Source organism: Sinorhizobium medicae, from assembly GCF_007827695.1.
Taxonomy (GTDB): Bacteria; Pseudomonadota; Alphaproteobacteria; order Rhizobiales; family Rhizobiaceae; genus Sinorhizobium; species Sinorhizobium medicae.
This window is the reverse complement of record NZ_VITA01000001.1, coordinates 372,194-398,787: the sequence shown is the minus strand read 5'-3', so window position 1 is coordinate 398,787 and position 26,594 is coordinate 372,194. Positions and strand designations below refer to the sequence as shown.

The 26,594-nt window shown below is 62.4% G+C and carries 23 protein-coding genes and 1 pseudogene; 11 read left to right on the top strand and 13 right to left on the bottom strand.

Annotated features, from left to right (window positions below):
• Positions 1-195 precede the first annotated feature (195 nt).
• Positions 196-591, top strand: coding sequence for a BRA0787 family protein (locus tag FB009_RS02045; RefSeq protein ID WP_011969816.1), 396 nt, complete (start codon positions 196-198; stop codon positions 589-591).
• 89 nt (positions 592-680) lie between these two features.
• Here FB009_RS02045 and repB read toward each other — a convergent pair whose 3' ends face one another.
• The 4 genes from repB to FB009_RS02025 all read right to left on the bottom strand — a co-directional run bounded on the left by repB (position 681) and on the right by FB009_RS02025 (position 5,121).
• Positions 681-1,757, bottom strand: a complete 1,077-nt coding sequence (repB, locus tag FB009_RS02040) for a plasmid partitioning protein RepB (protein WP_018012562.1) — start codon at positions 1,755-1,757, stop codon at positions 681-683.
• A gap of 3 nt (positions 1,758-1,760) precedes the next feature.
• Positions 1,761-3,023, bottom strand: a complete 1,263-nt coding sequence (gene repA / locus FB009_RS02035; RefSeq protein WP_011969818.1) for a plasmid partitioning protein RepA — start codon at positions 3,021-3,023, stop codon at positions 1,761-1,763.
• A gap of 358 nt (positions 3,024-3,381) precedes the next feature.
• Positions 3,382-4,107: a L,D-transpeptidase gene (locus FB009_RS02030; protein ID WP_018210031.1), complete on the bottom strand. Its 726-nt coding sequence runs from the start codon at positions 4,105-4,107 to the stop codon at positions 3,382-3,384.
• Positions 4,108-4,122: 15 nt separating this feature from the next.
• Positions 4,123-5,121, bottom strand: a complete 999-nt coding sequence (locus FB009_RS02025; RefSeq protein WP_164497706.1) for a L,D-transpeptidase family protein — start codon at positions 5,119-5,121, stop codon at positions 4,123-4,125.
• A gap of 432 nt (positions 5,122-5,553) precedes the next feature.
• Here FB009_RS02025 and FB009_RS02020 point away from each other — a divergent pair, with 432 nt between their 5' ends.
• The gene (locus FB009_RS02020; protein ID WP_018210029.1) at positions 5,554-8,409 is read left to right on the top strand and encodes a DNA translocase FtsK; all 2,856 of its coding nucleotides are present in this window, start codon (positions 5,554-5,556) and stop codon (positions 8,407-8,409) included.
• A 149-nt stretch (positions 8,410-8,558) separates the two neighbouring features.
• Here the strand turns inward: FB009_RS02020 and FB009_RS02015 are convergent, their stop codons facing one another.
• The 3 genes from FB009_RS02015 to FB009_RS02005 all read right to left on the bottom strand — a co-directional run bounded on the left by FB009_RS02015 (position 8,559) and on the right by FB009_RS02005 (position 10,162).
• Positions 8,559-8,876, bottom strand: a complete 318-nt coding sequence (locus FB009_RS02015) for a cupredoxin domain-containing protein (protein ID WP_018210028.1) — start codon at positions 8,874-8,876, stop codon at positions 8,559-8,561.
• An 8-nt stretch (positions 8,877-8,884) separates the two neighbouring features.
• A complete protein-coding gene (locus FB009_RS02010; protein WP_024311034.1) occupies positions 8,885-9,409 on the bottom strand; it encodes a DUF4142 domain-containing protein in 525 nt (174 codons plus the stop codon).
• Positions 9,410-9,487: 78 nt separating this feature from the next.
• The gene (locus tag FB009_RS02005; protein WP_018210026.1) at positions 9,488-10,162 is read right to left on the bottom strand and encodes an RNA polymerase sigma factor; all 675 of its coding nucleotides are present in this window, start codon (positions 10,160-10,162) and stop codon (positions 9,488-9,490) included.
• 427 nt (positions 10,163-10,589) lie between these two features.
• Between FB009_RS02005 and FB009_RS02000 the strand changes: the two genes are divergently transcribed.
• Positions 10,590-10,874, top strand: coding sequence for an acylphosphatase (locus tag FB009_RS02000; RefSeq protein WP_018210025.1), 285 nt, complete (start codon positions 10,590-10,592; stop codon positions 10,872-10,874).
• 11 nt (positions 10,875-10,885) lie between these two features.
• On the opposite strand, the pseudogene FB009_RS33880 reads toward FB009_RS02000, so the two are convergent.
• From FB009_RS33880 to FB009_RS01985, 4 genes and pseudogenes are all read right to left on the bottom strand, one after another.
• Positions 10,886-11,004 (bottom strand): annotated as a pseudogene (locus FB009_RS33880) (3-oxoadipyl-CoA thiolase); the annotation flags it as partial.
• A gap of 68 nt (positions 11,005-11,072) precedes the next feature.
• Complete coding sequence (ggt, locus tag FB009_RS01995) at positions 11,073-12,833, bottom strand: gamma-glutamyltransferase (RefSeq protein ID WP_018210024.1); 1,761 nt, start codon at positions 12,831-12,833, stop codon at positions 11,073-11,075.
• Positions 12,834-12,943: 110 nt separating this feature from the next.
• Entirely contained in the window at positions 12,944-13,606 is a 663-nt protein-coding gene (locus tag FB009_RS01990; protein ID WP_018210023.1) for a sulfite oxidase-like oxidoreductase, read from the bottom strand.
• 98 nt (positions 13,607-13,704) lie between these two features.
• Entirely contained in the window at positions 13,705-14,586 is an 882-nt protein-coding gene (locus tag FB009_RS01985) for a helix-turn-helix domain-containing protein (protein WP_011969828.1), read from the bottom strand.
• 109 nt (positions 14,587-14,695) lie between these two features.
• Between FB009_RS01985 and pobA the strand changes: the two genes are divergently transcribed.
• The 3 genes from pobA (at position 14,696) to FB009_RS01970 (ending at position 18,921) form a co-directional block, all read left to right on the top strand.
• Positions 14,696-15,868, top strand: coding sequence for a 4-hydroxybenzoate 3-monooxygenase (gene pobA / locus FB009_RS01980; RefSeq protein ID WP_018210021.1), 1,173 nt, complete (start codon positions 14,696-14,698; stop codon positions 15,866-15,868).
• Positions 15,869-15,973: 105 nt separating this feature from the next.
• Complete coding sequence (locus tag FB009_RS01975) at positions 15,974-16,894, top strand: LysR family transcriptional regulator (RefSeq protein WP_018210020.1); 921 nt, start codon at positions 15,974-15,976, stop codon at positions 16,892-16,894.
• A 137-nt stretch (positions 16,895-17,031) separates the two neighbouring features.
• Positions 17,032-18,921, top strand: a complete 1,890-nt coding sequence (locus tag FB009_RS01970; RefSeq protein WP_024311031.1) for a bifunctional sugar phosphate isomerase/epimerase/4-hydroxyphenylpyruvate dioxygenase family protein — start codon at positions 17,032-17,034, stop codon at positions 18,919-18,921.
• A 25-nt stretch (positions 18,922-18,946) separates the two neighbouring features.
• Here the strand turns inward: FB009_RS01970 and pcaQ are convergent, their stop codons facing one another.
• Positions 18,947-19,888, bottom strand: coding sequence for a pca operon transcription factor PcaQ (gene pcaQ / locus FB009_RS01965; protein WP_024311030.1), 942 nt, complete (start codon positions 19,886-19,888; stop codon positions 18,947-18,949).
• 94 nt (positions 19,889-19,982) lie between these two features.
• Between pcaQ and pcaD the strand changes: the two genes are divergently transcribed.
• The 5 genes from pcaD to FB009_RS01940 all read left to right on the top strand — a co-directional run bounded on the left by pcaD (position 19,983) and on the right by FB009_RS01940 (position 23,738).
• Entirely contained in the window at positions 19,983-20,789 is an 807-nt protein-coding gene (gene pcaD / locus FB009_RS01960) for a 3-oxoadipate enol-lactonase (RefSeq protein ID WP_011969833.1), read from the top strand.
• On the top strand, positions 20,786-21,193 hold the full coding sequence (gene pcaC, locus FB009_RS01955; RefSeq protein ID WP_011969834.1) for a 4-carboxymuconolactone decarboxylase: 408 nt from the start codon (positions 20,786-20,788) through the stop codon (positions 21,191-21,193). Before pcaD ends, pcaC begins: the two co-directional genes overlap by 4 nt.
• Positions 21,194-21,210: 17 nt before the next feature.
• Positions 21,211-21,972, top strand: a complete 762-nt coding sequence (gene pcaH, locus FB009_RS01950; protein ID WP_011969835.1) for a protocatechuate 3,4-dioxygenase subunit beta — start codon at positions 21,211-21,213, stop codon at positions 21,970-21,972.
• A 10-nt stretch (positions 21,973-21,982) separates the two neighbouring features.
• Entirely contained in the window at positions 21,983-22,597 is a 615-nt protein-coding gene (gene pcaG, locus FB009_RS01945) for a protocatechuate 3,4-dioxygenase subunit alpha (protein WP_018210018.1), read from the top strand.
• 85 nt (positions 22,598-22,682) lie between these two features.
• Positions 22,683-23,738: a 3-carboxy-cis,cis-muconate cycloisomerase gene (locus FB009_RS01940; RefSeq protein WP_024311029.1), complete on the top strand. Its 1,056-nt coding sequence runs from the start codon at positions 22,683-22,685 to the stop codon at positions 23,736-23,738.
• Positions 23,739-23,818: 80 nt separating this feature from the next.
• On the opposite strand, the gene FB009_RS01935 is transcribed toward FB009_RS01940, so the two are convergent.
• Positions 23,819-26,446, bottom strand: a complete 2,628-nt coding sequence (locus FB009_RS01935) for a malto-oligosyltrehalose synthase (RefSeq protein WP_101804678.1) — start codon at positions 26,444-26,446, stop codon at positions 23,819-23,821.
• Positions 26,447-26,594 lie beyond the last annotated feature (148 nt).

Below are 26,594 nucleotides of genomic sequence, written 5' to 3'. Positions count from 1 at the left end.
ATGTTCGATGATTGCTCCTGCATGGTTCTTTGAACGGAAGCGATATCAACGACCAACCATGCAGCAGTTCAAAGTGTCGCGGCGCCCTTCATGCCTCTGTACGAGGCCGGACGCCGCTGAGAGTATCGCACTCGACTTTCACTGACAGAATTGGCCATTTCGTGTTTCCGGCCTATCCAATCGGAGGAGACCCTAATGACGAATTTCCTGCCCGCCCTTTACCAAGGGCATGCCCCCATCACGCTCCAGACTCTCTTCAAAGACGCCCTCGAAGCCTATGACGATTGGGAAGAGGGCATGCCAGAACCCATCGTTTCCTTCGAAGGCAAAGTCCTCCCGGTCAGTGCCGTTTTCCAATGGATGAGGCCCTGCACGGACCTTATGCCCGCCAATATGATCGTCATCGTCGCCGACCGGCTGACAAAGCCGTGGAGCGGCGCCGGACCAATGGATGCGATGACCTTCTCGACGGCCGCCCGCGTCATGTCCGTCCTCGTGCGGCGGCGCCTGAAGCGATTCGGCCGCGGTTCCATCGAGGCCTTCGCAGAGCGCTTCAGTCAGCCGATGCATGCGGCGGCGCACGAAGGCTGAATCGACCTGACAATGGTACGCCCCTCTCCTTGGACTAAACCCGAGGAGGGGGCGCGTTTTTTTGGCGATTTGGAGCAAAGTCGAAATGGCTAGTTTCTCTGCTTTTCCACGAAGGCGGCATGCCATTTGGCGAGCATGGCGACTGCTTCCTGGACAAAGGCCGGGTGGGTGCCGGGGAGGAATTCGATCCTTGGCGTTTTTCCATCGCGTCTCAGCCGCGCGAAGGGCTGTCCGGCCGCGTCCAACAGGTCCTCCGGCCGTTCCGGTTCCGGCTTGTCTCTCTCGGACACGCAATTGAAAACGAGCTGAAAGCGCTGGTCGGTTTCGGCAGCGCGGAAGCGGGGCGAGGCGATCTCGTCCTTGGCCCGAGCGCGCGCCTCTTCCCTTATGAGCAGGCCGCCGATCGCCATCCAGCGCTCGCGCCCGACTTTCGGCGCCGGACCAATGGCGCGGGCGATTTCGTGCGGCACGCCCTCCGCCACCTGCAGCAGCCGCGACAGTTCGCTCTTCTGCACCGCGAGAGCATCGCCGATCACCTTGCGGTCGAAGCCGCGCACCGCGAGAGCGGCGGCGAACAGCGCACGCTCGATGAAGGAAAGGTTGCGTCGTTCGGCATTTTCCTTGCCCTGCGCGAGCACGAGTTCGTCGTCGGTCAGCGGCCGGACGATCGCCTTGACCTGGAGCTCGAGCCGGCGCACCGCCTTCAGGCGCCGATGCCCGTAGGCGGTCTGATAATGGCCTTGCCTTTCCGGGTGTGGCCGCACGAGGATCGGCGATTGCTGGCCGTTCTCGCGAATGCTCTCGACGAGCGCGAGGAAATCCGGGTCGTCCACTTCGCCGTTGGTCAGCCGGTCCTCGATGAACGAGGCCTCGACGAGAGCCGGATCGAGCGAAACGATGCGTTCACCCTGGTTCAACGCTTCCCTGAGAACCCGCGCTTCCTCGGCCTCGCGGGTGATGCTGCCAAGGGAAAGCCCCATGGCCTTGACGGCGCCGGAAGCGGCGCGGGCCTTGGCGGGGTCCGGTACATCGCGGGCGGCGGTCGGTCTGGCGTTGACAGGTGTCAACTCCCCCTGCATCGCGTCGGCGGGTGCTTGCTGATTGGCGGCAGGCGCGCTTCCAGAAAAGAGCGCGCGCAATTCGTTCTTCCGGTTGTTGCCAGCCATGTCCTAGCGCCCCCATGCTGCATGAATAAGAGCCTCGATCTCGCCGTTGACCGCATTCAGCGACTCGATCGCCCGATCATAGGTGGCGCGGGTGAAATTCTCCCTCCCGACCTCGTAAAGCGTCTGCTTGGTGAGACCGGCGTCCGAAATTGCGGTCGACTTTACCATGGCCGAGGTCAGGACCCGCTCTCCGAAGAGCGAGCGCATGAAGCCGACGATCTGAGCCTGTGGTCCGTCATTCGGCTCGAAGCGGGTGACCAGGTAACGCAGGAAGTCGAAGTTGAGCTCGCCGCCCGCCTCACGCACCACGCTGAGCAGGTCCGAGGTCATGTAGAGGAACTGGTTCATCGAGGCGACGTCGAGCATCTGCGGATGCACGGTGACGATGACCGAAGTCGAAGCGCAGAGCGCCGAGAGCGTCAGGTAGCCAAGTTGCGGCGGGCAGTCGATCACAACCACATCGTAATCGTCGGCGACGCTTGCAAGTGCCGCCTGCACGCGGGCGAAGAAGAGCGGTCCGGCATCTGCGCCGCTCTGGCGCGCGCTCAGGGCCTGAGGCGTCGTGTGCTCGAATTCCTGCAGTTCGAGATTGCCCGGTACCAGGTCGAGCCCGTCGAAATATGTCTTGCGGATGATTTCCTTCAACGGCCGGGCCTCGGCATCGTAACGGATCGCGCCATAGAGCGTATCGTTGCCCGTCAGGTCCAGTTCCGGCTGATAACCGAACAGCGCCGAGAGCGACGCCTGAGGATCGAGGTCGACCGCGAGCACCCGGTGTCCGGTGAGGGCAAGATACTGCGCGAGATGAACCGACGAGGTCGTCTTGCCCGAGCCGCCCTTGAAATTGGTGACCGAAATGACCTGCAGATGCTCGCTTCTTAAGGCATCGCGCCATTTCAGGTAGCCCCGCGCCTTGGCGCCATTCCCCTTGGAAACCGCCTGTTCGGCGAGGTGCCGGCGCAGTGCGTTGATGTCGCAGAGCGAGTAGGAGCGGCGCCCGCCCGCACCGGTGTCGGGCTGCGGCCCTTCGCCAGCCAAAGACAGCTGGCGCAAATACCCATCGGAAACGCCGATCAGCTTGGCCGCCTCGCCCGAGGTGAAGCTCCGGAGCGTTTTCCTCGCGGTGGGCGGAAAGAGCCGGTCGCGCATCGCCTTCAGCTGTTCGGACAGCGCTCGCGCATCGGCGGCAATCGCCTCGTCTGCCGGCCTGCCGAACGCCGCGCCGCCCGCGGCAGTCGTCTGCGCTGCCGATACCTTCATATTCATCGTCGAATCTCCTCGTGCGCGCATGACGCGCCGCCGCCACGCAGATGCGCCCGCCGCATTTCCTGACAGAACAATCGGTAAGATACGCTGAAAAGCGAAAAATGCGGTCTATTCCGTTAGAGGAATGATTCATCCTCTGATTCGGGTCAACCGATTTTTCGGGGCTCTAGTCCGACTGCTTCTCGCCGCCATTCTCATCCTGCCGGGGGCGAGGCGATCGCGGCTGCTTTCGTCGGCCTACTGCATCTTTCCTTTAATCGGATCCGATTGAAGGACAAAAACATGCAGCAGATCAAAGTGCTACAGCGACCTTTGTGCGTCTGATAAGACGCACGGCGCTGTAGACGGACGGGCAGCCCTATGCGCCTTCCACGGGAGGGATCGGGGCAGATAACGGGCTCCCCAGGTTCGTCACGACGACCGGCGTTCCGTTCTGTACCCGGTTGTAGAGATCGACGACGTCCTGGTTGATCATGCGCACGCAGCCGGACGAGACGGATTTCCCGATGGTCCACCATTCGGGTGAACCGTGAATTCGATAAAGCGTGTCCACACCATTCTGGAAAATATAGAGCGCCCGGGCACCCAGCGGATTGGTGAGACCCGGTTCCATGCCGCCATTGGCGATGCTGTAGGGCTCCAGTTCCGGTTGCCGGGCGACCATCTCGTCGGGCGGCGTCCAGCGCGGCCACTGGCGCTTGTACTGAATGACGCCGCGCCCTGCCCATTCAAAGCCCTGGCGCCCGAGGCCGACGCCGTAGCGCATCGCCTGTCCGGCTTCGTAGGTCAGATAAAGGAAGTGGTTCGCAGTATCCACGACCAGCACGCCCGGCCGCTCGCCAGTCGGATTGGCGACCATCTGGCGATAGAAGCGCGGGTCGATCTTTTCATACGGTATTGCAGGAAGCGGAAAGAGTTCATCCGGCTTCGGGCCGTAGACGCTCGCATAGATGGAATTGTCGACGAGCGGAGGGGCCGGCTCGGCGTTCCTTGCCGAACTGGTGGAGCAGCCGCCAAGCATGGAGACTGACGCTCCGAGGCTGCCGGCAAGAAACGCACGCCGCGTCAGAAGTTCATTCCTCAAAAGCTGTCCTCGTTTTCAGTTTGACGATCCCGCATATGGATCCGCGAGCGCCGCTTGCGGCCTGCTGACGGGATACTTGGTTGCAGAGATTGCCGCGGCGAGCCGGTCGGGTCCAACTTTTTCCAGCATCGTGCGGAAGGTCGGATGCATGCCGCCGTCGACATAGGCGAAAATCGGAGTGGTTCCGGAAGAGGCAATAGCGGTCTCAACCCTGTGGCCTTCGGCCTCGATCCTGGCCAGGAGCTCGGTATCAGCCGTAGACATGGCGGAAGGACATGCCGCGAGCGGGTCGCGCGGTTCGCCGCCCTCAAATTCGGTGTTGAAGACGTATCGACCTCCGCAAACCGAAACTTTCGGCTGTCTTCGGCTGAACGCGAAGGCGTCATAGCCTTGCTTCAGCGTCTTCCAGAAAGCCATGCTCGGGTCTCCCTTGTGAAGGGCCATGTTTTCCGTGGTCATCCTGAATGGATAGGCCTGCACCTGGAAGTGCTTCTGTCCGGCCGCGAGGGCCCTTTGCACGATGGCGTAGATCTCGCCGACGCCTCGATCGGTCATCGCATAACAGCCAGCGGACGAGCACGCCCCATGAACCATCAGAGCCTCGCCCGTATAGCCGAGCGCCGATTCGAGCCTGTTCGGATAACCGAGATTGAAGGAGACGTAATACTGCGAATTGGGATTAAGCATCCGGGCTGAGACGTGATAGAAGCCTTCCGGCGCCTGCCGGTCACCGTCCTTTTTCTTCGGACCGAGCTTCCCCGACCAACGGCACATCGGATAGGTCTTGAACAACGCATAGGTGCCGCTCGCGTCGGCCTTCCACACCTCCAGCTCGCTCTCCTTCTTGAATATCCGCACGAGCACGGGACTGTTCGGGGACATTTTCTTTTTCGCCATCTCGGCGAGCACTTTCTTGGACAGCTGTGGCGGAGCTTTCGACAGGTCGTAGAGGCCCATGGCGAGGCATCCGGAAAGAAATGCCGCGGCCGACAATGCGAGCCCTATTTTAACCATGCGAACGATCGTGACTGGAGTGATACGCATCTTCTGAAACGAGATCCTCAATGATGAGAAGCCGCGCGGCTCCGTTCTCTCCCCAGAAAACACCACGAAAGCTCCGACCCGCACAAGATCGTGCAATTCACTTTCCCGTTCGTTAACCATAGCGATACGGTCGCGGACCTTCTTCGGGTCCGGTCGCCAGAAGCCGCCTTACGCCGCGCCCGCTGCCGAAACTTTTCCGGAACGAAACAGAATTTGAACAGCTGCGAATTGCGGCGCCGAACTCCTGCAAAGCCTTGGATACGCTGGGCGGCGAAGGTATTTCGCAGCTCCCAGGGGCGATTGTCGTGCTCATTCGGCGAGGCTGCAGGAAGTAAGTTGTTAACCTTCATTTCCTATTCCCTAGGGCAGCCCCTTCGATGATGAATTTCGAGTTTTCAGGCCATGCGCATTCCCCGGACAAATTTCTCGACTGCAGCTTTGTATGACGCGAATCAGGCAGAGGATTTCGAGGATCCGCAGCCGGTTGTGCCGGGTATCGTGCATGCTTCGGCGCCCGAATCGGCCGCTCACGACCATCTGTTCGAAGCACCGGAAGCGCCGCGGCGGGCGTCCGGCTACCGGCAGGAGGAGATCGGCCAAGCGACGCGTGCCGTGCGCCTCTACGGTCATGGCTCCGCCTATGCCCCGGCCGAGGTGACCGTTTCGACACGGGATCCGCTTCCGACGCTTGCAGAGATCACCGGCCTTTCTTGCGAACCGGGCTGGGAGAGCCATTTCTTTCTGTCGCCGAATGTGCGTTTCACCCGCACGCCCGAGCGCGAGTTCATGAAGCGCCGGCCGCCGGTACCTGAAGACAACGAGGTTGACGCCGCCGAAGCAGCGGCCGAAGCGCCACTTGCCGAGACGGTGACCGGGAAGGAGCCGGTCGAGCCGCCGCCGTCCCCCGCGGAAACGGACGCGCCGTCGTACAGCCCGTCCGAATTGCTCCGCGTGCTGGTGCAGCAGCTTCCGTCCTTCAACGCCGCGCATCTGCAAACGCCGGAAAAAAATGCCGTCGAACAAGCGGCCGAAGCTGCCATCCTGACGGAGGAAGAGCCCTCCATTCCGCAGGCGCCGCATGTCCCGATTATGGAAGAGGCTCCGGTGGTTGCGGACGCATCAACGGGCACCGCCGCTGTGCCCGACAGCGCCGGAGCGGAAGACGTTGCGCGCCAGGCGGAGGCGCGCCTCTCCTACCTTTCCGATTTTGCGTTTTTCGAGTTCATGCCGCTTGAACCGCCGGTTGCTCTGCGCACTGTCGCGGCACCTGCCGAGGAGTCCGCGCATGTCCCGGCGCCGAGCGCAGCCCTGCCAAAGGCCGCCGCGCCCAACATCGTGTCAGCGCCTGTAAGGATCCCGTCGCAGCCGGCGGCGGCGATCACTTCGCTGTTCCGGGTGGTCGAATGCCGGCGGCCCGAGGCCGGCCCGGACGTGTCCGCGCCCGACGCGCCTCAAGATCTCGGCGCTGAGCCAATCTCTGCTGGGGCTGCCGTCGGCGCAGAAGCCGTTGAAGCACAGGGTCTGACGCCCGAAGCCCCCGACGAGCCTGCACGGGAGCCGGCGCCCGAAGCTGCCGTCGTGCCCGCAAAGGAACCGGCGCCCGAAGCGCCGGTGACCAGGGCGGCAATCACCATGCCGGCGGTGATCCAGCGTTCGTCGCCGGCTCTGCCGCCGGTCGGCGCAACCGAACGGCCGGGTATCGCTGACGCCTACGAGTTTCCGTCGAAGGAACTCCTGCAGGAACCGCCGCAAGGCCAAGGCTTCTTCATGACGCAGGAACAGCTTGAGCAGAATGCCGGCCTGCTCGAAAGCGTTCTCGAAGATTTCGGCGTCAAAGGCGAGATCATCCATGTCCGTCCAGGCCCGGTCGTCACGCTTTACGAGTTCGAGCCCGCGCCGGGCGTCAAGTCCTCCCGCGTCATCGGGCTCGCCGACGACATAGCCCGGTCGATGTCGGCGCTGTCCGCCCGCGTCGCGGTCGTGCCCGGCCGCAACGTCATCGGCATCGAGCTTCCGAATGCGACGCGCGAAACCGTCTATTTCCGCGAGCTGATCGAGTCCGGCGATTTCCAGAAGACCGGCTGCAAGCTGGCGCTTTGCCTCGGCAAGACGATCGGCGGCGAACCGGTAATCGCCGAACTCGCAAAGATGCCGCATCTGCTCGTCGCCGGCACCACCGGTTCGGGCAAGTCGGTTGCGATCAACACCATGATCCTCTCGCTCCTCTACCGGCTGAAGCCGGAGGAATGCCGGCTGATCATGGTCGATCCGAAGATGCTCGAACTCTCCGTCTACGACGGCATCCCGCACCTGCTGACGCCCGTTGTCACCGATCCGAAGAAGGCGGTAATGGCGCTCAAATGGGCAGTGCGCGAGATGGAGGACCGTTACCGCAAGATGTCGCGGCTCGGCGTTCGCAACATCGACGGCTACAATCAGCGTGCTGCGGCTGCGCGAGAGAAAGGCGAGCCGATCCTCGCGACCGTCCAGACCGGCTTCGAGAAGGGCACCGGCGAGCCGCTCTTCGAGCAGCAGGAAATGGATCTTTCGCCGATGCCCTATATCGTCGTCATCGTAGATGAGATGGCCGACCTGATGATGGTCGCGGGCAAGGAGATCGAAGGGGCGATCCAGCGGCTGGCGCAGATGGCGCGTGCTGCGGGCATCCATCTGATCATGGCGACGCAGCGTCCGTCGGTCGACGTTATCACCGGTACGATCAAGGCTAATTTCCCGACCCGCATATCCTTCCAGGTGACCTCCAAGATCGACAGCCGCACCATCCTCGGCGAGCAGGGGGCCGAACAGCTACTCGGCCAGGGCGACATGCTGCACATGGCCGGCGGCGGCCGCATCGCCCGTGTTCATGGCCCCTTTGTCTCGGATCAGGAGGTCGAGCACGTCGTCGCGCATCTGAAGACGCAGGGACGCCCGGAATATCTCGAAACGGTGACGGCGGACGAAGAGGAAGAGGAGCCGGAAGAGGATCAGGGCGCAGTGTTCGACAAGAGCGCGATCGCTGTCGAAGACGGAAACGAGCTCTACGATCAGGCGGTGAAAGTCGTGCTGCGGGACAAGAAGTGCTCGACCTCCTATATCCAACGCCGCCTCGGCATCGGCTACAATCGCGCCGCCTCGCTGGTCGAACGGATGGAGAAGGACGGTCTTGTCGGTCCGGCGAATCATGTCGGTAAGCGTGAGATCATCTACGGCAATCGCGACGGCGGTCCGAAGCCGGACAGCGATGAGTTGGACTGAGGCATCGAGCATATTCAGGAAAAATGCGGAGCGGTTTTCCGCCCGGATTGCAGGAAAACAAAAAAAGGCGGAGCAAGACCGATTCCGAAAAGGGCGGGACTGCTCCAGGCCGCTTCAGCTCCCTCCCGCCACCGGGCGGGAGCTGCGGATCACGGCCGGACGGTGACGCGGCCCTTCATGTTGGGATGGTAGCGGCAGATATAATCGAAGCTGCCAGCTTCCTTCAGCACTAGCCGGCCGGATTTTTTGGCCGGCAGAAGCACTTCCGCGCCGCCTTCGACGGTCGCCGTGTGGACGAGCGCATCCTTGTTGATCCACTCGATCTCGTCGCCCACCCTCGCATCGACCTCCGCCGGCGAGTAGACGAGGCGATCGATCGCCACGAGAATGGTTTCCGCCTGCGAAGGAGCGGCAATGCCGGCCGCTCCCAGCGACAGCAAGACAATTGCCGCTCGCGATGCAAACATTGCCGCGCTCACTTCAATTCGGCCGCGACATGTTCGGCATGCTGCTGATGCCCCCGAAACAGCTTAAGGCCGGTCTCGAGCAGCGATTTGAGTTCGGCGTTCTGAGCTGACGGAATCAGCAGCATTTCCAGCGCGCCGTTGACCTGCTTGTGATAAGCGACCTCTTGCTCGATATAGGCCTTGTCGAACGCCGCACCCTCCAGCTTTGCCAATTCCTGGCGCTTCGTCTCGGCCGCCTGCGAGAGCGACTTGCTGGTGTCGTTGTTTTCCGGCGTGACGTTGAGTTTCTTGACGAGGTCGAGGGCTTGCGTGTTCACCGTTTCGTGGTCGCGCAGCATGCTCTCGGCGAATTCGACGACGGTCTTGTTCTTAGATGTTGCGATCGCCTGTTTTGCCGCTTCGATGTCGAGGAGGCCTGCGGTGTAGGCGATATGGGCAATTTGCGGATCCGTCGGCTTATCGTTGCCGAGCGCACCGCTGGCGCCGATAAGCAGGGCGATTGCGGTCGCTGCAGTCGTCAGTCGGATGGTCATTTGATGTTCCTTTCCTCGAAGATCAAAGCCTTTGTTGGATGACGTGCTTTTGATGCTTCGCGGCCCGAAACGTTCCCGCTATTTTTTCATTGGGATTTCAGCGAGGCGGGCGAGAACGGCCTCGGTCAACCGCTCGCAGCGCATTCCCGCGAAGGGGAAGGCATCGAGCAGAACCGGGCCGATCTGCCGTTCCAGTTGCTCCTTGAGCAGCCGGCGCGCCCGGTGCAGCCTTGTGCGTGCCGTTTCCGGCTCGAGACCGAGAAGGGCGGTCGTCTCTTCATTGCTTAACCCCTCGATGACGCGTAGCACGAATACCGTCCGGTAGGCGTCCGGGAGATCGTCCGTCAGCCTTTCGACGAGATCGAGAATTTGCCGCTGTGCCATCGTCTTTTCCGGATCGCTGATGCCTGAATTGAGGGGAAAGGCGATAATCTCCGCCTCTTGCGACTGCCGCATGTCGCTGGCCAGTTTCATCTGGCGCCGTCTTTTTCGGAGGCGGCCGAGCGCCTCGTTGATGACGATCCGGGCAAGCCAGGTCGTGATCGCAGCGTCACCGCGAAAATCTTGGAAACGCGTAAAGGCACGGACATAGGCCTCCTGCAGCACGTCTTCCGCATCGCTGTCGTTGCGTAGGATGCTCCGGGCGATGCGATAAAGCTTGCGGTTATGGGCCTGCATGATCGCCCGTAATCGGGCGAGATGCTGCGCGGGTGGCGACGCATTCAGGCAAAGGTCGATTTCAGTGACAGGCATGGTCGGGCTCCTTGTGACGCATTGGATGCCCTGTCTCTGGAGATGTTCCCGGCAAAATGCTGCCGGATATCTTCGGATCTTACCAGTGAATGAGGACGGTGGCTTCTTCTTAAGGGGGAGGAGCGACCCTTGACGCCGGCACGACGCGTCGCTTGAAAGAGAAAGCCCGGCGCGGGAGGAGGTGCGCCGGGCTTCCGATCCTGACCGGCAACTGGGAGGAGGAGGGTTGCCGATCCCGCGATGGAACTGGGAGGAGGAGTGTTCCATCGACAATCAGATAATAATGCTGCGGTGCAGCATCTTCAAGCCCGGGAATGGATTTTTTTTTGTCCGATAAAAACACGATGTGCGGCATCGGCGTCATGCGTAAGGTGCTTGTCTTCCCCGCCATATGCGCCAGACTCAAAGCGGAAAGGAGGGCAACGCCATGACGAAGGACCGCAGGGCCGCTTTGGTCAGGATTACCGGACGGGTACAGGGCGTGTGCTTTCGCGACTGGACACGCGAGGAGGCCAAGAAGCTTGATCTCGACGGCTGGGTTCGCAACGAGAGCGATGGTTCGGTGACCGCGCTGATCGCAGGGCCGGATGGTGCCGTCAGCAGAATGCTGGAAAATTTCTGGAAAGGGCCGCCGGGAGCTTCGGTTGCCGATGTCGCGAGCGAGGTGGCTTCTTCCGTCGAGGCGCCGGCGGGATTTCGCATTACACGATAAATACACCCGCCAAGGGCCACGGCGATGCCCCGGCAGACGCCGATGCACATGGTGGAGAGCGAGTGCGCCCACCCGTTTCGGTAAGCTCCAGCACTGCCTTTCCAGGGATGCGTGCACCGGACATGCCGACTGCTGGTCACAAACCCGGCCGCGCCGGGTCTGTCGTGCGGGAGCGCTGCGCGTCCTTCTTCCGTCGGCTCAATAGCCCCGCGCGGCGCCTGCACCGATGCGGCTGTCGAGGGCGCCGTTGTAGCGGGCGCCGCCGCCCGCGTCGATCTCGGCGATGTTCTCGCCGCCGACGAGGATGCCGGCCGCCTGTCCCCAGATCGTCCAGTTTTCGTCGATCTCGACGTCGTGGCCCATGGAGGAGAGCAGCTTGCGTGTGTCGGGCGAAAGCGCATAGGGCTCCATAAAGACCTTGTCCGGGAGCCATTGGTGATGGATGCGCGGCGCGTCGACAGCCTCCTGAATGGTCATGCCATGGTCGATCACGTTGAGGATGGCTTCAAGCGTGATGGTGATGATGCGGGCGCCTCCGGGGCTGCCGATCACCATGAAGGGCTTTCCGTCTTTGGAGATGATCGTCGGGCTCATCGATGAAAGCGGCGTCTTGCCGGGCTCGATTGCATTTGCCTCGCCCTGCACTAGCCCATAGAGGTTGGGCGCACCGGGCTTGGCGGTGAAGTCGTCCATCTCGTTGTTGAGCAGAATACCCGTGCCGGGCGCGACGACGCCCGCACCGAAGGAGCCGTTCAGCGTGTAGGTGACGGCGACGGCATTCCCCTCGTCGTCGACGATAGAGTAATGAGTCGTTTCCTTGCTTTCGGTAAAGCCCGCCGGCATCAGCGCTTCGGAGATGCCGGCCTTGAAAGGATCGATCTTGGCGCGGATCTCTTTTGCATATGCCTTGTCGACGAGCTTTGCGACCGGGTTCTCCACGAAGGCCGGGTCGCCGAGCGCCGTGTTGCGGTCGACATAGGCGTGGCGCATGGCTTCGATCATCGCATGCACCGTCTCGGCCGAGCCGTAGCCGAGATAGGAGAGCGGATATCCTTCGAGAATGTTGAGGATTTCGCAGATGATCACGCCGCCGGACGATGGCGGCGGAGAGGAGACGATCTCATAGCCGCGGTAATTGCAGCTGACCGGTTCGAGTTCGCGGACCTGATAGCGCTCGAAATCCTGCTTTGCGAGAATGCCGCCCTTGTCCGTGCTCGCCTTGACGATGGCATCTGCGATCGGACCCCTATAGAAGGCGTCCGTGCCTTTCTCCGCAATGCTGGCAAGCGACGCCGCAAGGTCCGTCTGAACCAGCCGGTCGCCGACTGCGAAGGGCTTTCCATCGGGCTTCAGGAAGATCGCTGCGGCGGCCGGATCACTGGCCAGGCGCTCGTTCTCGCCATCGAAGGAGTCAATGTCGCCCTGCTCGAGCACGAACCCTTCGCGCGCGAGCTTGATGGCCGGTTCTATTAATTCGTTCAACGGCCGCGTGCCGTAACGGTTGCGGGCAAGCTCGAAGCCCATGACGGGCCCGGGCACACCGACCGCCAGATAGCCTTCGGTGCTCAGTCCTTCGACGAGGTTCCCCTGGTCGTCCAGATACATGGTCTTCGTAGCCCCGATGGGCGCGCGTTCGCGAAAGTCGAGGAAGGTCGTCTTGCCGTCCTTGAAGCGGATGGTCATGAAGCCGCCGCCGCCAATGTTTCCGGCCGTCGGGTAGACGACCGCCAGCGCATAACCGACCGCGACCGCGGCATCGATCGCGTTGCCGCCTTTCCTGAGCACCTCGACGCCGATATCGGAAGCAAGATGCTGGGCCGTAACGACCATACCGTGGTCGGCCTTGACCGGCTCAGGCGAGGCCGCCTGGCCCTGTGGCACGAATGCGCAAAGCGCGAGCATGAGAATAATGGACACGGATTTCAGGCGGGGCCCGGATTTCAGGCAGGAATTGGGCATGCGATCCTCCCGGACAGGAATGTTGATAAAGATCGGCGCACTTATGCGTACCACCCTCACACGGGGGACTGTAGCATCAAAAATTATGGGTTGCAGTCGAAAGCGGGCGCTCAATCGCCGGAATAGCGCTCCTCGAGCCACGGGTCGCCGCGCATGTGGTAGCCGTTTCGCTCCCAGAAGCCGGCAAAATCGGCAGCGCGGAAATCGATGCGCTGAAGCCATTTGGCGCTTTTCCAGAAATAGAGATGCGGAACGACCAGGCGCATCGGCCCGCCATGGGCGCGGCTGATTGGCTCGCCTTCCCAGGCGGTCGCGAGGATCGCGTCCTCGGCGGCAAAATCGGCGAGCGGCAGATTGGTGGAGTAGCCGTCATGGCTCGTCAGCATGACATAGACCGCCTCCGGCTTAGGCATGGCACGGTCGAGTAGATCGCGCGTGTGAACACCGCGCCACCGATTGTCATAGCGCGACCAGGTCGTCACGCAATGGATGTCCGATTGGCTGTCGCTCTGAGGCAGCGCCTGGAAGGCGGTCCAGTCGAGCGAGAGCGGGTTCTCGACCAGGCCGGTGATGTCGAGCCGCCAGGTCTCATGCGTCAGGTGCGGCTGCTGCCCGAGATCCAGGATTGGCCAGTCTTTTACGAGATGCTGACCGGGTGGCAGGCGATCGGTCTCCGGACGGGCGATGCGGCCCGTGAGGAATTTGCCGTCGGCCGCCCAGCGACGCTTTGTGGAAGTGAGCTTGGTCTCCGGCGCCTCTGTTTCTTCGGCCACGACTGTTCTCCATCCATGGGCTTGAATACGAATTAGACGTCTCCTGCATATCCAGGTCAACGATGTTTTTAGGTCGGATCGACCTGGCGCCGTCAAAGTCAGGCACCAAGTCTTTCCCGTTCGGCTGTCCGCCAGGCGCGCGGCGTCATACCGGTGCGGCGCAGGAAAAAGCGTGAGAAATAAGCCGGGTCGCCAAAGCCGAGGCGAAATCCGATCTGCTGCACGCTGCCCCGGGTGAACAGGAGCTGGCGCTTTGCTTCTTCGACGAGTTTGCCGGCAATCACCTCGTGCAGGCTCCGGCCGGTGGCTGCGCGGACGATGCGGCTGAAATGGGTCGGGGAGAGCCCGAGTGCGCGCGCATAGAAAGCAGCCGGACGGTGCGTGAGATAGTGTTGGCGCAGGAGCGCGTCGAAACGCTCCATCCGGCGTTCATTCTCGCTTTCCGCGCCTTCGTCATCGCCGCCTTCGGCCAACCGCCCCGTAAGGACAAGGGCGGTCGTCAGGTAGGCGTCGAGCAGGACGGTGCGGTGGCTGAGCCCCGCCTCACACTCGGTTGCGAGGCGGCGCAGCGTCTCGCCGATGTAGCGGCCGTCTTCGCTGCCGCCGAGCGGCGTCAAGCGCGGCGCTGCCATCCAGGCGCCCGGCCGGCTGCTTCGGCCCGGCGAAATCGGCAGATGCGATGCGAGCACAGTGAAGACGAAGCCGTCGACATCAGGCGAAAACCGGAAGCCATGGCCAATGCCGGGCGGGACGGTGATGACAGCCGGCGACGAGATCTGCTCGACCGTCTTCTCGAAAAGGGCATCGCCGGAGCCGCCGGCAATGTACAATATTTGAAAGAAGCGCTCGTGCCGGTGAAGACCGATCTCCCAGCGGTAGAGGCTGCTGCGGGCGTGAATGGTCTCGCAATGCAGCCAGAAATCCGGACGCTCGCGGGATTTCTCGCCATAGAGTTCATAATTAGGAACGGGTGCCTTCATCTGTCCTGCTTTCGGCGGATGTTCGATAAGTGCAATTTCCTGGTGGAAATGTCCATTGAGACGGGGGCTGCCGGCGCGCAGAATTTCCAGCGTAACCGGGAGGGTAATCATGCGCACTCAGGTCGTCATAATCGGCTCCGGACCTTCCGGGCTCCTACTCGGACAACTGCTTGCGAGGGCGGGGATAGCCAATGTGATCGTCGATCATGCGAGCAAGGATCATATCCTCGGCCGTGTGCGCGCCGGCGTTCTGGAGGAAGGGACGGTCCGGCTGATGGACGAGGCGGGCTCAGGCGCCCGCATGCATGCCGAAGGCATTGCGCATGACGGCTTCTCGCTTGCCTTCGACGGGCGCGATCATCGAATCGACCTCTTCGGGCTCACGGGCGGCAGACGGGTGATGATCTACGGTCAGACGGAACTCACCCGCGACCTGATGGATCAGCGGGAACGGGCCGGCGCCCCCTCGGTCTACGAGGCGGAAAGTGTCACCCCCCGCGATTTCGAAGGGGATGCGCCCCATGTCGCCTACCGTAAGAACGGGATTGCGCACCGCATCGACTGCGACTTCATCGCCGGCTGCGACGGGTTTCATGGCGTCAGCCGCCGTTCGGTGCCGCAAAATGCCTTTCGCAGCTTCGAAAAGGTCTACCCATTCGGCTGGCTCGGTATCCTTGCCGACGTACCGCCGGTCGACGATGAACTGGTCTATGCCAATCATCCCCGCGGCTTCGCGCTCTGTTCGATGCGATCTCATACGCGCAGCCGCCACTATATTCAGTGCCCGCTCGGCGAGAAGATCGGCGACTGGAGCGACCAACGCTTCTGGGACGAACTGCGCCGCCGCTTGCCGGCCCATCATGCCGAACGGGTGGTGACGGGACCTTCCTTCGAAAAATCGATCGCCCCGCTGCGTTCCTTCGTCGCCGAGCCGATGCGCTTCAACCGGCTGTTTTTGGCGGGTGATGCCGCGCATATCGTTCCGCCCACCGGCGCCAAGGGCTTAAACCTGGCGGCAAGCGACGTGCACTATCTCTTCGAGGCATTTGTCGAGCACTATCAGGACCGCTCGAACGCCGGCATCGACGCCTATTCGGCCCGCGCTCTCGCCCGCGTCTGGAAGGCCGTACGCTTCTCCTGGTGGATGACGACGATACTGCACCGCTTCCCGGAGACGAGCGAGTTCGACCAGAAGATCCAGGAGGCCGAACTCGCCTATCTCACCCACTCGAGCGCGGCCGCGACCGCGCTCGCGGAGAACTATGTCGGCCTGCCTTTCTGAAACCCCGCTCTCAAACCCTCGAGCGAGGCTACTTGCGCGCCGATACGGCCTCTGCTCGACTGCGTTGCGTTCCAAGAGAGGAAGACTTCACAGGGGAGGAGTGCGATGGGGCTTACGCTGCGCCAGATCGAGGTCATCCGGGCGGTGATGATCGCCGGCACGATTGCAGGTGCCGCCCGCCTGATGAATGTCGCGCAGCCGGGCGTCAGCCGCACCATGAAGCACATCGAAAGCGCGCTCGGCATCAAGCTCTTCGTCAGGAAGGCGGGACGTTACGTACCCACCGCCGAAGCGCGCGACGTCTTCGCCCAGCTCCAGGAAGTCCACCGAAAGGTGGACGACCTGCAATTCTCGATCGGTCAGCTCGAGCGCGGGCGGGGCGTGGAGCTGGCGCTCGGCTCGGTGCCGAGCATCGCCAACGCCATGGTGCCGCAGGCCATCGCCACGCTTATGCGGCGTCATCCTGACATCCGCATCAATTTCGATATCCTGAGAATAGAGGAGGCGATCGATTATCTGCTACTCGGCAAGGGAGAGTTGGTCGCGATGAGCTACCATCTCTCCCATCCCTCGATCACCTTCGAACCCCTGTCCAGGGGGCATCTCGTCTGCATCGCCGCCAGGGAGCATCCGATTGCCGAAAGGACCAGCATTTCCGCGCGCGAGATCGCCGGGCACCCGCTTATCGGCCTCGACCCGCGCGATCCCTACGGAGCAATCATCGCCGGCATATTCGAGAGCGAGGGGCTCGAATATTACACGCCCATCAGGGCCCGCTTCGGCACGACGGTCTGCGCGCTGGTCAGGCGGAACCTCGGCATCGCTGTCGTGGATGCATTCACCGTCGGCGATATGACCGACCAGGGGCTTGCCGTCATTCCAATCGACGAGGAGACCGGCTTCCAGACCTATGTCGCCTACCGCGCCGATGCCGTGCTTTCAAGCTATGCCGAGAGGTTCGTGAAGACACTACGCCGGGTCATGAACGAATCGGTTAGGCGTTCGCCCCGGCCGACGGAATTATAACCAAATGATATGGGCGACTGAAAAAACGGTATTTGCGTTATGAGCGCAAACTGAGGATCATCGGTCCGTCGGCCCTTCCCGCCTTTTCTTTTGATCGGCATCTTGGTGAAGAACGGCGCGAGCGAGAGGACATGCGCATGAAAACCTCGATTGCGACTGTTTCGATCAGCGGCACTCTTTCGGAGAAACTCGCCGCCGTCGCGGCGGCAGGCTTCGACGGGGTGGAGATATTCGAAAACGATTTCCTGACCTTCGATGGCTCGCCTGCGGAGGTCGGCCGCATGGTGCGCGATCATGGATTGAAGGTGACGCTTTTTCAGCCTTTCCGCGATTTCGAAGGCCTGCCGGAACCGCACCGGTCACGCGCTTTCGACCGGGCGGAGCGCAAGTTCGACGTGATGCAGGAGCTCGGAACGGAATTGATGCTGGTCTGCTCCAGCGTCTCGCCACTCGCCTTGGGCGGTATCGACCGCGCCGCCGACGATTTCAGGGAGCTGGGCGAAAGGGCGGCGCGGCGGAACCTGCGCGTCGGCTACGAGGCGCTTGCCTGGGGCCGCCATGTCAACGACCACCGGGACGCCTGGGAAATCGTCCGCAGGGCCGACCACCCGAATGTCGGGTTGATCCTCGACAGCTTTCATACGCTCGCGCGCAACATCGACCTGCGGTCGATCCGCTCCATTCCGGGGGACCGCATCTTCATCGTTCAACTCGCTGACGCACCGCGGATCGAGATGGACCTCCTCTATCTCAGCCGCCACTTCCGCAACATGCCTGGGGAAGGCGACCTTCCGCTCGTCGACTTCATGTCCGCCGTCGCCGCGACCGGCTATGACGGCGCGATATCGCTCGAGATCTTCAACGATCAGTTCCGTGGCGGATCGCCCCAAGCGATCGCCGAGGATGGGCATCGCTCGCTGGTTTACCTGATGGACCGGGTGCAGCGACACGAGCCGGCGGCGAAGAGCGCCGAAGCACTGCCCGACCGGGTGGAGGTGCTGGGGGTCGAGTTCGTGGAGTTCACCGCCGATCAGACGGAGGCGGAAGCGCTCGGCTCGCTGCTTGGGACCATGGGTTTTCGCGCCGTCGCCTCGCATCGCGAGAAAGCGGTGACCCTTTGGCGACAGGGTTGCGGTCAACGAGGCATAAACGTCGTCATCAATACCGAGCAGAAGGGGTTCGCTCATTCGAGCTATCTGGTGCACGGCGCATCGGCCTATGCGGTTGGCCTGAAAGTACCCGATGCCTCGGCTGCGGTCGAACGCGCGCGCGCCCTCGGCGCCGATATATTCCTGCCGGAGTCGGGTGAAGGCGAGGGGGCGATGGCAGCGATCCGCGGTATGGGCGGCGGCCTTATTTATTTCGTGGACGAGATCGACGACGTCTGGTCGCGCGAGTTCGTCGCGCCGGGAGATGATCGGCAGCCTGCAGCGACCCTCGTCGCCATAGACCATGTGGCGCAATCCATGAAGGAAGAGCAGCTTCCGAGCTGGCTGCTTTTCTATACATCCATTCTTGATGCGGACAAGCTGGCACAGGTCGATATCGTCGATCCCGCCGGGCTGGTCCGCAGTCAGGTCGTGGAGAATGCGAGCGGGACGCTCCGGTTGACGTTGAACGGCGCGGACAATCACCGCACGCTCGCCGGCCACTTCATCGCAGAGAGCTTCGGCTCGGGCGTCCAGCATGTGGCCTTCCGCACCGACGACATCTTCGAAGCTGCCGAACACATGCGCCGCAGCGGCTTTCGCGCCTTGGCGATCTCGCGCAACTACTATGATGACATCGAAGTGCGGTTCGCGCTCGAACCGGGTTTTGTCGACAGGCTAAGAGACGAAAACATCCTCTATGATCGCGATGAGGATGGCGAGTATTTCCAGATCTATGGCCCCACCTTTGGAGAGGGCTTCTTCTTCGAGATCGTCGAGCGCCGCTCCGGTTACCGTGGCTATGGTGCAGCCAACGCACCTTTCCGTATCGCCGCGCAGAAACGTTGCCTTCGGCCGGCGGGTATGCCTGCAGAATAGCTCCTCCGCGGAGATGCTTTCAGCGCTACAACGCCTTCTTCGTATCTGCAGCCATTGCCGCTTCCGCCGCTTCGCGCAGCGTCTGCATCAGGATCGAGAGCGGCAGCGACGGGATCGAATCGGTGCGCATGGTCAGGCCAACAGGTCCTCTCGTCTCGCTCGTATCGACCGGCAGCGCCGACAGCATGCCGTCGGCGATATCTGCAGCGACCACGCCGGCCGATATGATCCAGATGGCATCGCTTGAGCGCACGAAGGCCCGTCCGAAGGAGTCGGAGACGGTCTCGATCTGGTTCGGCAGGCCGGCGATGCCGTTGGCGATCAGGAATTGCTCGACGAAAGGACGGATGATCGAGGCGCGGGTTGGCATCAGCACCGGATAATCGCTGAGATGTGCGAAGACCGCCCGCTTGCCGGAGAGAAGCGGATGACCGGCCCGCACCGCGAAGACCACCTGTTCCGAATAGAGGTGCTCGAAGGAAAATCCGGTCATCTTGTCGGGTGCGGCAAGCCTGCCCACGACCAGATCGAGGTCTCCCACGCGCAATTGCTCGAGAAGGACTGCGTTTTCTCCGGTGACGATCTTGATGCGTGCGCCGGTCTTTTCCTTCAGGAATAGCGTGATGGCGCCGGGCATGATGCGGGTGGAGACCGTCGGAAGTGCGCCGATGCGGATCGGCGGACCGCCGCCGGACAGCTCCTGCGAGACGGAATCGAGGCCTTGCCGCAGCGCCGTCAGCGCAGCGCCCGCGTGGCGCAGGAAGACCTCGCCGTAACGGGTGATCTTGATGCCGCGCCCTTCGCGCTCGAAAACCGCAACGCCCAGAACCTCTTCAAGCTCGCGGATCGTCTTCGTGACCGCCGGCTGCGTCACATGCAGGAGTTCGGCTGCCTTCACGACGCTCTTCTGGCGCGCGACCTCGACAAATGTCAGCAGATGGCGAAACTTAACGCGAGCGTCTATCACGTTTCGCATAACTCCCTGGTTAAGTTAAAGCCACGAAATATCATTTTACCTAACCAGATGAAACATCCAGTTTTGGCGAAGGAGGAGATCTGACGTGCAATTCACCCGCATCAACGACGTCACGATACATTATCGCGTGGTCGGTGCCGTCGCAGAAAAGCCCGTGCTCGTCTTCATCAATTCGCTCGGCACGGATTTCCGCATCTGGCGCGATCTGGTCCTCCGTCTTTCCGGGGATTTTGCCATCGTGCTCTACGACAAGCGTGGTCATGGGCTGTCCGATATCGGTCAGGTTCCCTACTCGATCGAGGATCACGCGACCGATCTTGCCGGTCTCCTCGATCGGCTGGCCGTCAAGGGAGCAATTGTCTGCGGCCTTTCGGTCGGAGGGCTCGTAGCGCAATCGCTCTGTGTCCGCCGCCCCGACCTTGTGCATGCCCTCGTGCTTTCCGATACCGCCCATAAGATCGGCACCACCGAGTTCTGGGACGCCCGCATCGCTGCGATCGAGGCCCATGGCATCGAGGCGATCGCCGATGGCATCCTCGAACGTTGGTTCACCGCAGCCTTTCGGCGCCCCGAAAACACTGCCTTCGCGGGCTATCGCAACATGCTGGTCCGCCAGCCAGTGCCCGGCTACATCGGCACCTGCGCCGCCATCCGCGATGCCGATTTCACGCAAGCCGCCGGGAAGATCGCCGTTCCCGTGCTCTGCGTCGTGGGCGAAGAGGACGGTTCCACGCCGCCCGATCTGGTGCGCTCGACGGCTCAGCTCATTCCCGGCGCGAGCTTCGAAGTGATCTGCGGGGCCGGGCATATCCCTTGCGTCGAACAACCGGAGGCTCTGACCTCGGTCCTGAGGCGCTTCTTCCGAACCGTCTTGCCTGGAGAAAACCCATGAGCGATGCCTTTGCCCATTCCGCACGTTACCGGCAGGGGATAGCGACGCGCCGCGCCGTTTTAGGCGAGGATCACGTCGAGCGGGCACAACAGACTTCGACCGATTTCGACCGCCCGTTCCAGGATTTGATTACCGAGGCAGCTTGGGGGCATGTCTGGTCGCGTCCGGGATGGACAAAGCGGGAGCGGTCGATTGTCACCATCGCGCTGCTCGCCGCCCTGGGACAGGATGAGGAGGTGGCCATGCATGTTCGCGCGACCGCCAATACCGGGGCGACGCGGGAAGATATTTGCGAGACGCTCCTGCATGTCGCCATCTATGCGGGGGTTCCAGCCGCCAATCATGCAATCAAGATCGTCAAGCAGGTGTTCGGCGAAATGGATGCCAGCACGGCTTCTCGATAGGGGTAGGGAGTGCGACGATGTCCGGAGATCAGAGCGGCGGAGAGAACGACAGGCCCGAAACGGGCGCCTTTTTTGCCCGGGACCGCGCATGGCATCCGCCGGCTTTCGCGCCCGGATACAAGAGCTCGGTGCTGCGCTCACCGCAAAAGGCGCTGCTTTCGCTCGATGGCACCCTGTCGGAGATCACCGGCCCGGTCTTCGGCCATTCCATGCTCGGCGAACTTGACAATGACCTGATCCATAATTTCGCCAAGCCTGGCGAAAGCGCGATCGGCGAACGCATCATCGTCCATGGGCGGGTGCTCGACGAGCGCGGCCGCCCGGTCCAGGACGCGCTCGTCGAGTTCTGGCAGGCGAATGCCGGCGGCCGCTACCGTCACAGGAAGGAAAGCTATCTCGCGGCGCTCGACCCGAATTTCGGCGGCTGCGGCAGGGCGATCACCAATGGGGATGGCCACTATTGCTTCCGCACGGTGAAGCCCGGCGCCTATCCCTGGCCGAACGGCGTCAACGATTGGCGGCCCGCCCATATTCACTTTTCGATCTTCGGCCACGGTTTCGCCCAGCGTCTCATCACGCAGATGTATTTCGAGGGCGATCCGATGATCTGGAAGTGTCCTATCGTAGGCGCCATTCCCGACCGCAGGGCGATCGAGCAACTGATCGCCGCACTCGATTGGGGTAATACGGTGCCGATGGATGCCCGTGCCTACAAGTTCGATATCGTCCTGCGCGGCCGTCGCTCGACCTTCTTCGAGAATAGACCCGAGGGGAATTAAGGGGAAAGCGATGGCTCAGGATCTCGGCTATCTTAAGGAAACCGCGTCACAGACTGCCGGGCCCTATGTTCATATCGGCCTGACGCCCAATTTCTGCGGGATTGGCGGGGTCTACGAAGCCGACCTCGGCGCTTCTATGGTCAACGACCGGACACTCGGACAACGCATTACCGTGACCGGCCGCGTGATCGATGGGGCCGGTATGCCGCTCAAGGACGCACTCGTGGAAATCTGGCAGGCGGATGCCGCCGGGCTCTATAATTCCCCGTCCGAGAGGCGCGGCGCGGCGGATCCGAATTTCGCCGGCTGGGGACGCTCGCCGACGGGCGCCGACGATGGCATGTTCACCTTTGAGACGGTGAAGCCGGGCCGTGTTCCCTTCCACGACGGCCGGCTGATGGCGCCGCATATCAGTTTCTGGATCGTCGCGCGCGGCATCAATATCGGCCTTCACACCCGCATGTATTTCCCCGACGAGGCGGCGGCGAACGCCGCTGACCCGCTCCTTGCCCGCATCGAGCACCGCCACCGGGCCGAGACGCTTGTCGCGGCGGGTCGGACGCCTAATTATGTTTTCGACATTCATCTCCAGGGCGAGAAGGAAACCGTCTTCCTGGATATATGATCGTTCGGCAGCCCGGTCCCTCCGCGCTGCCGCACGCGTGTGAGGCTTCCTTCAAATCGAAGGGCGCGAGAGCTGGAGATGCGGCATGACCTATTCGGCCTTCGATCACCCCTATCTTTCCGGCCTCCTCGGCGAAGAGGCGGTGGCAGCGGAATTCTCCGTTGCCGCCGACGTTCGCGCCATGCTCGCCTTCGAGGCGGCGCTTGCCCGCGCGGAGGCGCGTCATGGCATCATACCCGAAGCCGCCGCCAACCGGATCAACGAGGCCTGCCGCGCCTTCTCTCCGGATGTCGGCGCAATGCGCCGGGCAACTGCCGTGGACGGCGTGGTCGTGCCCGAACTCGTGCGGCAATTGCGCCGGGCAGTCGGCGAGGAAGCGGCGGAACATGTCCATTTCGGCGCCACGAGCCAGGACGTCATCGATACCAGCCTCATGTTGAGGCTGAAGGCGCTCGCCGAACTTTTCTCCGGCCGCCTGGGCTCGGTGTTGACAGCCCTGGAGGCGTGCGAGCGCGAATGGGGCGAACGCCCGCTGACCGCACATACGCGGATGCAGCCAGCGCTGACGACAACCGTCGCCGATCGCCTGCGGAGCTGGATCGAGCCGCTGCTCGACCATCAGGACAGGCTCGACGCGGCGGACCTCGACCTTTTCGCGGTACAGTTCGGGGGAGCCACCGGAAATCTGGAGAAGCTCAAGGGCAAGGCCGACATCGTCCGTGCGACGCTTGCGGAGGAACTCGCGCTCGTCGACTGTCCGCAATGGCACAGCCAGCGCTCGCCTATCGCCGATATCGCCCATCTCCTGTCGCTCGTCACCGGCAGCCTCGGCAAGTTCGGCCAGGACGTGGCGCTGATGGCGCAGGCGGGCGACGAAATCGTGCTTGCCGGCGGCGGCGCATCCTCGGCCATGTCGCACAAGCAAAACCCGGTCGCCGCGGAGGTGCTGGTGACACTCGCTCGCTTCAATGCGACGCAGGTTTCCGCCATCCACCAGTCGCTGGTGCACGAGCAGGAACGCTCGGGTTCCGCCTGGACGCTCGAATGGCTCATCCTGCCGCAGATGGTCGGTGCAACAGCGGCGGCATTGAGGCTCGCCGCCGAGCTCGCCGGGAACATCAGGCGTTTGGGGCGGGTATGATGTAAGTGGTGGGATTTCGCGCCCGATGAGGTGCCTCTCCCCCCTCTCCTCGGGTTTGACCGAGGAGAGGGGGGATTCCATCACGCGTCGACCAACAAGGCCACGGGAAAGTCGCGGAAGATGCCGGCCACGTCCAGAAGAGCCCGAGGCTCGACAACACCGCCGGTCAAGAGATTGCGCATGAGCTTGAGCTCGCAGCACTCCGGCCAGACGAGAAACGTGTTCTGCCAAAGTTCCGGATCGACCGATAACCGGTTGCCCTCCAACCGGCCGAAGACAAGCCGCGGGACGACCGTGAGCGCAAGCTTGTCCTTGTTTCGGCGGATGAAGGCGGCAGCGTGCCGGGCCCCCGGACCCTCGATCGGCACCGGCAAATACGTAGCTTCCGCAAGACAATCCCGCCCGCGGCCCCGGCGATAGGTCAGGCCTATCGAGATCAGCGCCTGCTTGCAATTCTCGAAATCGGCGATCATCGGCGAGCGCAGTAGCTGGGGAAGCGAGGCATGCGGTGAAAAGCCGCGGCGGTTGTCGGGATCGACGAGGGAGAGGTCGGCGCGTTCGCTGCCCTGATAGATATCCGGAATGCCGGGCGCGGTGAGCTTTACCAGCGTTTGCGTGAGGCTGTTGATCAGGCCGGCCTGGATGAATGGTCCGGCCGTGTTCGCGAAATCGCCGAGGAAAGATCGGTTCCCCCAATCCAGGAGATCTCCGAGAAATGCCTTGATCGCTGCTTCGTACCGCTCGTTCGGATCTTCCCAGCTCGTCCTGAGCTTTGCCTCCCGCAGCGCCTTCACGGTGAAGCCGATCATCCGCTCGCGCAGGGAAATCAGGTCGCCTTCATCAACAAGGGGCTCGATCGGCCAGGCGCCGAGCAGGCTCTGATAGAGAAATTGCTCGACCGAGTCCTCTAGCTCGTCGCCGTCCGGCAGTTGGAAAATGCTAGCGGCATTCATCCCGTGCCAGCGCTCCATCGCTGCTGTCCAGACGTCGGATGCCTCGCTGATGACGTAGAGCCGCGCGCGGGCGTCCTCGCCCCGTTTGGTGTCGTGCGTGGACGTCGCCGACAGGCCGTACGGCATCTGGCTTGCGCGATCCTGCATCATCGCATGGAAACGGCCGACGCCGCCGGGCGACCAGAAGGGGGAGGCACCCACCTCGTTCGCGGCAAGATAATCGCCGCGCCGATAGAAGAAAGTGTCTTCGACCGCTTTGGCCATGACCGCGCCGCTCAACTGCTGAAACCGCGTGCGGAATTCGGCCGGCAGCTTGCCGCCCAAGGAATTGATCGGCGCCTTAAATGCGGAAATGATCGTTGCGGTCTCATCGCCGGCCGAAGGTGCGCGCGCCGCCGCTTTTGCTGCGATCTCGTCGAGGATGCGGCTGTCGCCCGCGCCGGCACCCTGGTTCCCGACATAGGTCCGATAGACCGGCAGTGCCGCGATCAACCGGCGAATGGCCTCGCCGGTCTGCTCGTCCCGATCCGGAGCTCCATTGCCGGTGAAGCGAGCGACCAGTCCGGTCAGCCGCCGCACTTCCGTATTAAAGTTGCGGCCCAGGACCTGAAGCTTGCATCCCTTGACGGCCGCCTCGGCCGCAGATCGCCTTTGCTCGCTTGAAAGCCACGAGAACGGAGTGTCGTCGGAGAGCAAATCCGCCAGTGCTGAAATGAACTCGTAGCCCGTTGTTCCCTCGACCGGCCAGCCGGCCGGCAGCGTTTCGTTCTCGCCCAGTATTTTCTCAACGATGATGTAGGTCCCGTCACCGGTCTCCTCCCGGAGCCGGTCGAGATAGCCCTTCGGGTCGGCAAGGCCGTCGATGTGGTCGATCCTGAGCCCATCGACAAGCCCTTCTCGCACAAGTGCGAGCGTGAGGCGGTGGGTATCGGCGAAGACCGCGTCATCCTCGACGCGCATGCCGACGAGGCCGGCTATTTCGAAAAATCGCCGGTAGCTGAGCTTGTCCCGGGCCTCCCGCCAGTTCATCAGCTGCCAGGATTGCATCCGGTGCAGACGGCCGAGCTGCTGTTTGTCTGCGGAGAGCCGAGCGAGATACTGGTCGAGCTCGGCAGCGAGCGATGGCGTCGCGACGACAGCGGCGATTTCCGCGTGAAACTGTGCGGCGGTCTTCCGTTCGGCCGTGCCGGCGATGGCCGCGATTCTTTCGAGCACGGCATTGCCGCTTCGAGGTATTGCCGCATAGGTGGCGGGATTGAGCGGATAAAGGGCACCGTAATAATCGAGCGCCAGGCAGCGGCGTTCATGGTCGTATGCAAGGCGCAGATTGCCGGCCGCGACCTCGTCTTCAAACGACCGGCCCAGGAAGGGAAGCGTCAAGGGCGCTCCCCAGTCGATGTCGAAATGGTCGGCAAACTCGCTGACCCGGCCCCATTCGATCACGCTGTGCCACCAATCATTCTCAAGATGCGCGGCCATGTGATTGGGCACGATGTCCAGAACGAGACCTAGTCCTTCAACCTTCAGCGTATGAACGAGCCGCACAAAACCATCGTAGCCGCCCAGCGACGGGTCGATCTCGTCATAGCAAACGATATCGTATCCATGGGTGGACCCGCGAACGGCGGTGAAGAGGGGAGAGGCGTAGAGGTGAGATACGCCGAGCCCGACGAAGTGCGGGATCAACTCCACGGCTTTCGCGAAGTCCATCCCGTTGCGGAACTGGAGTCGGTAGGTTGCGTCGGGCAGATGCATGGCGCTCTTGCACTTGTCTGGCGGTAACACCGCGACCGGTGCTTTGTTCCCCGACAGAGGCCACGAAAGCAAAGTCTTCTGGTTCGCGTATCGGGAATAGAATGCCGTTCCTTTAGTCTACTAAGATTATAGATTTTGATGAGTATCA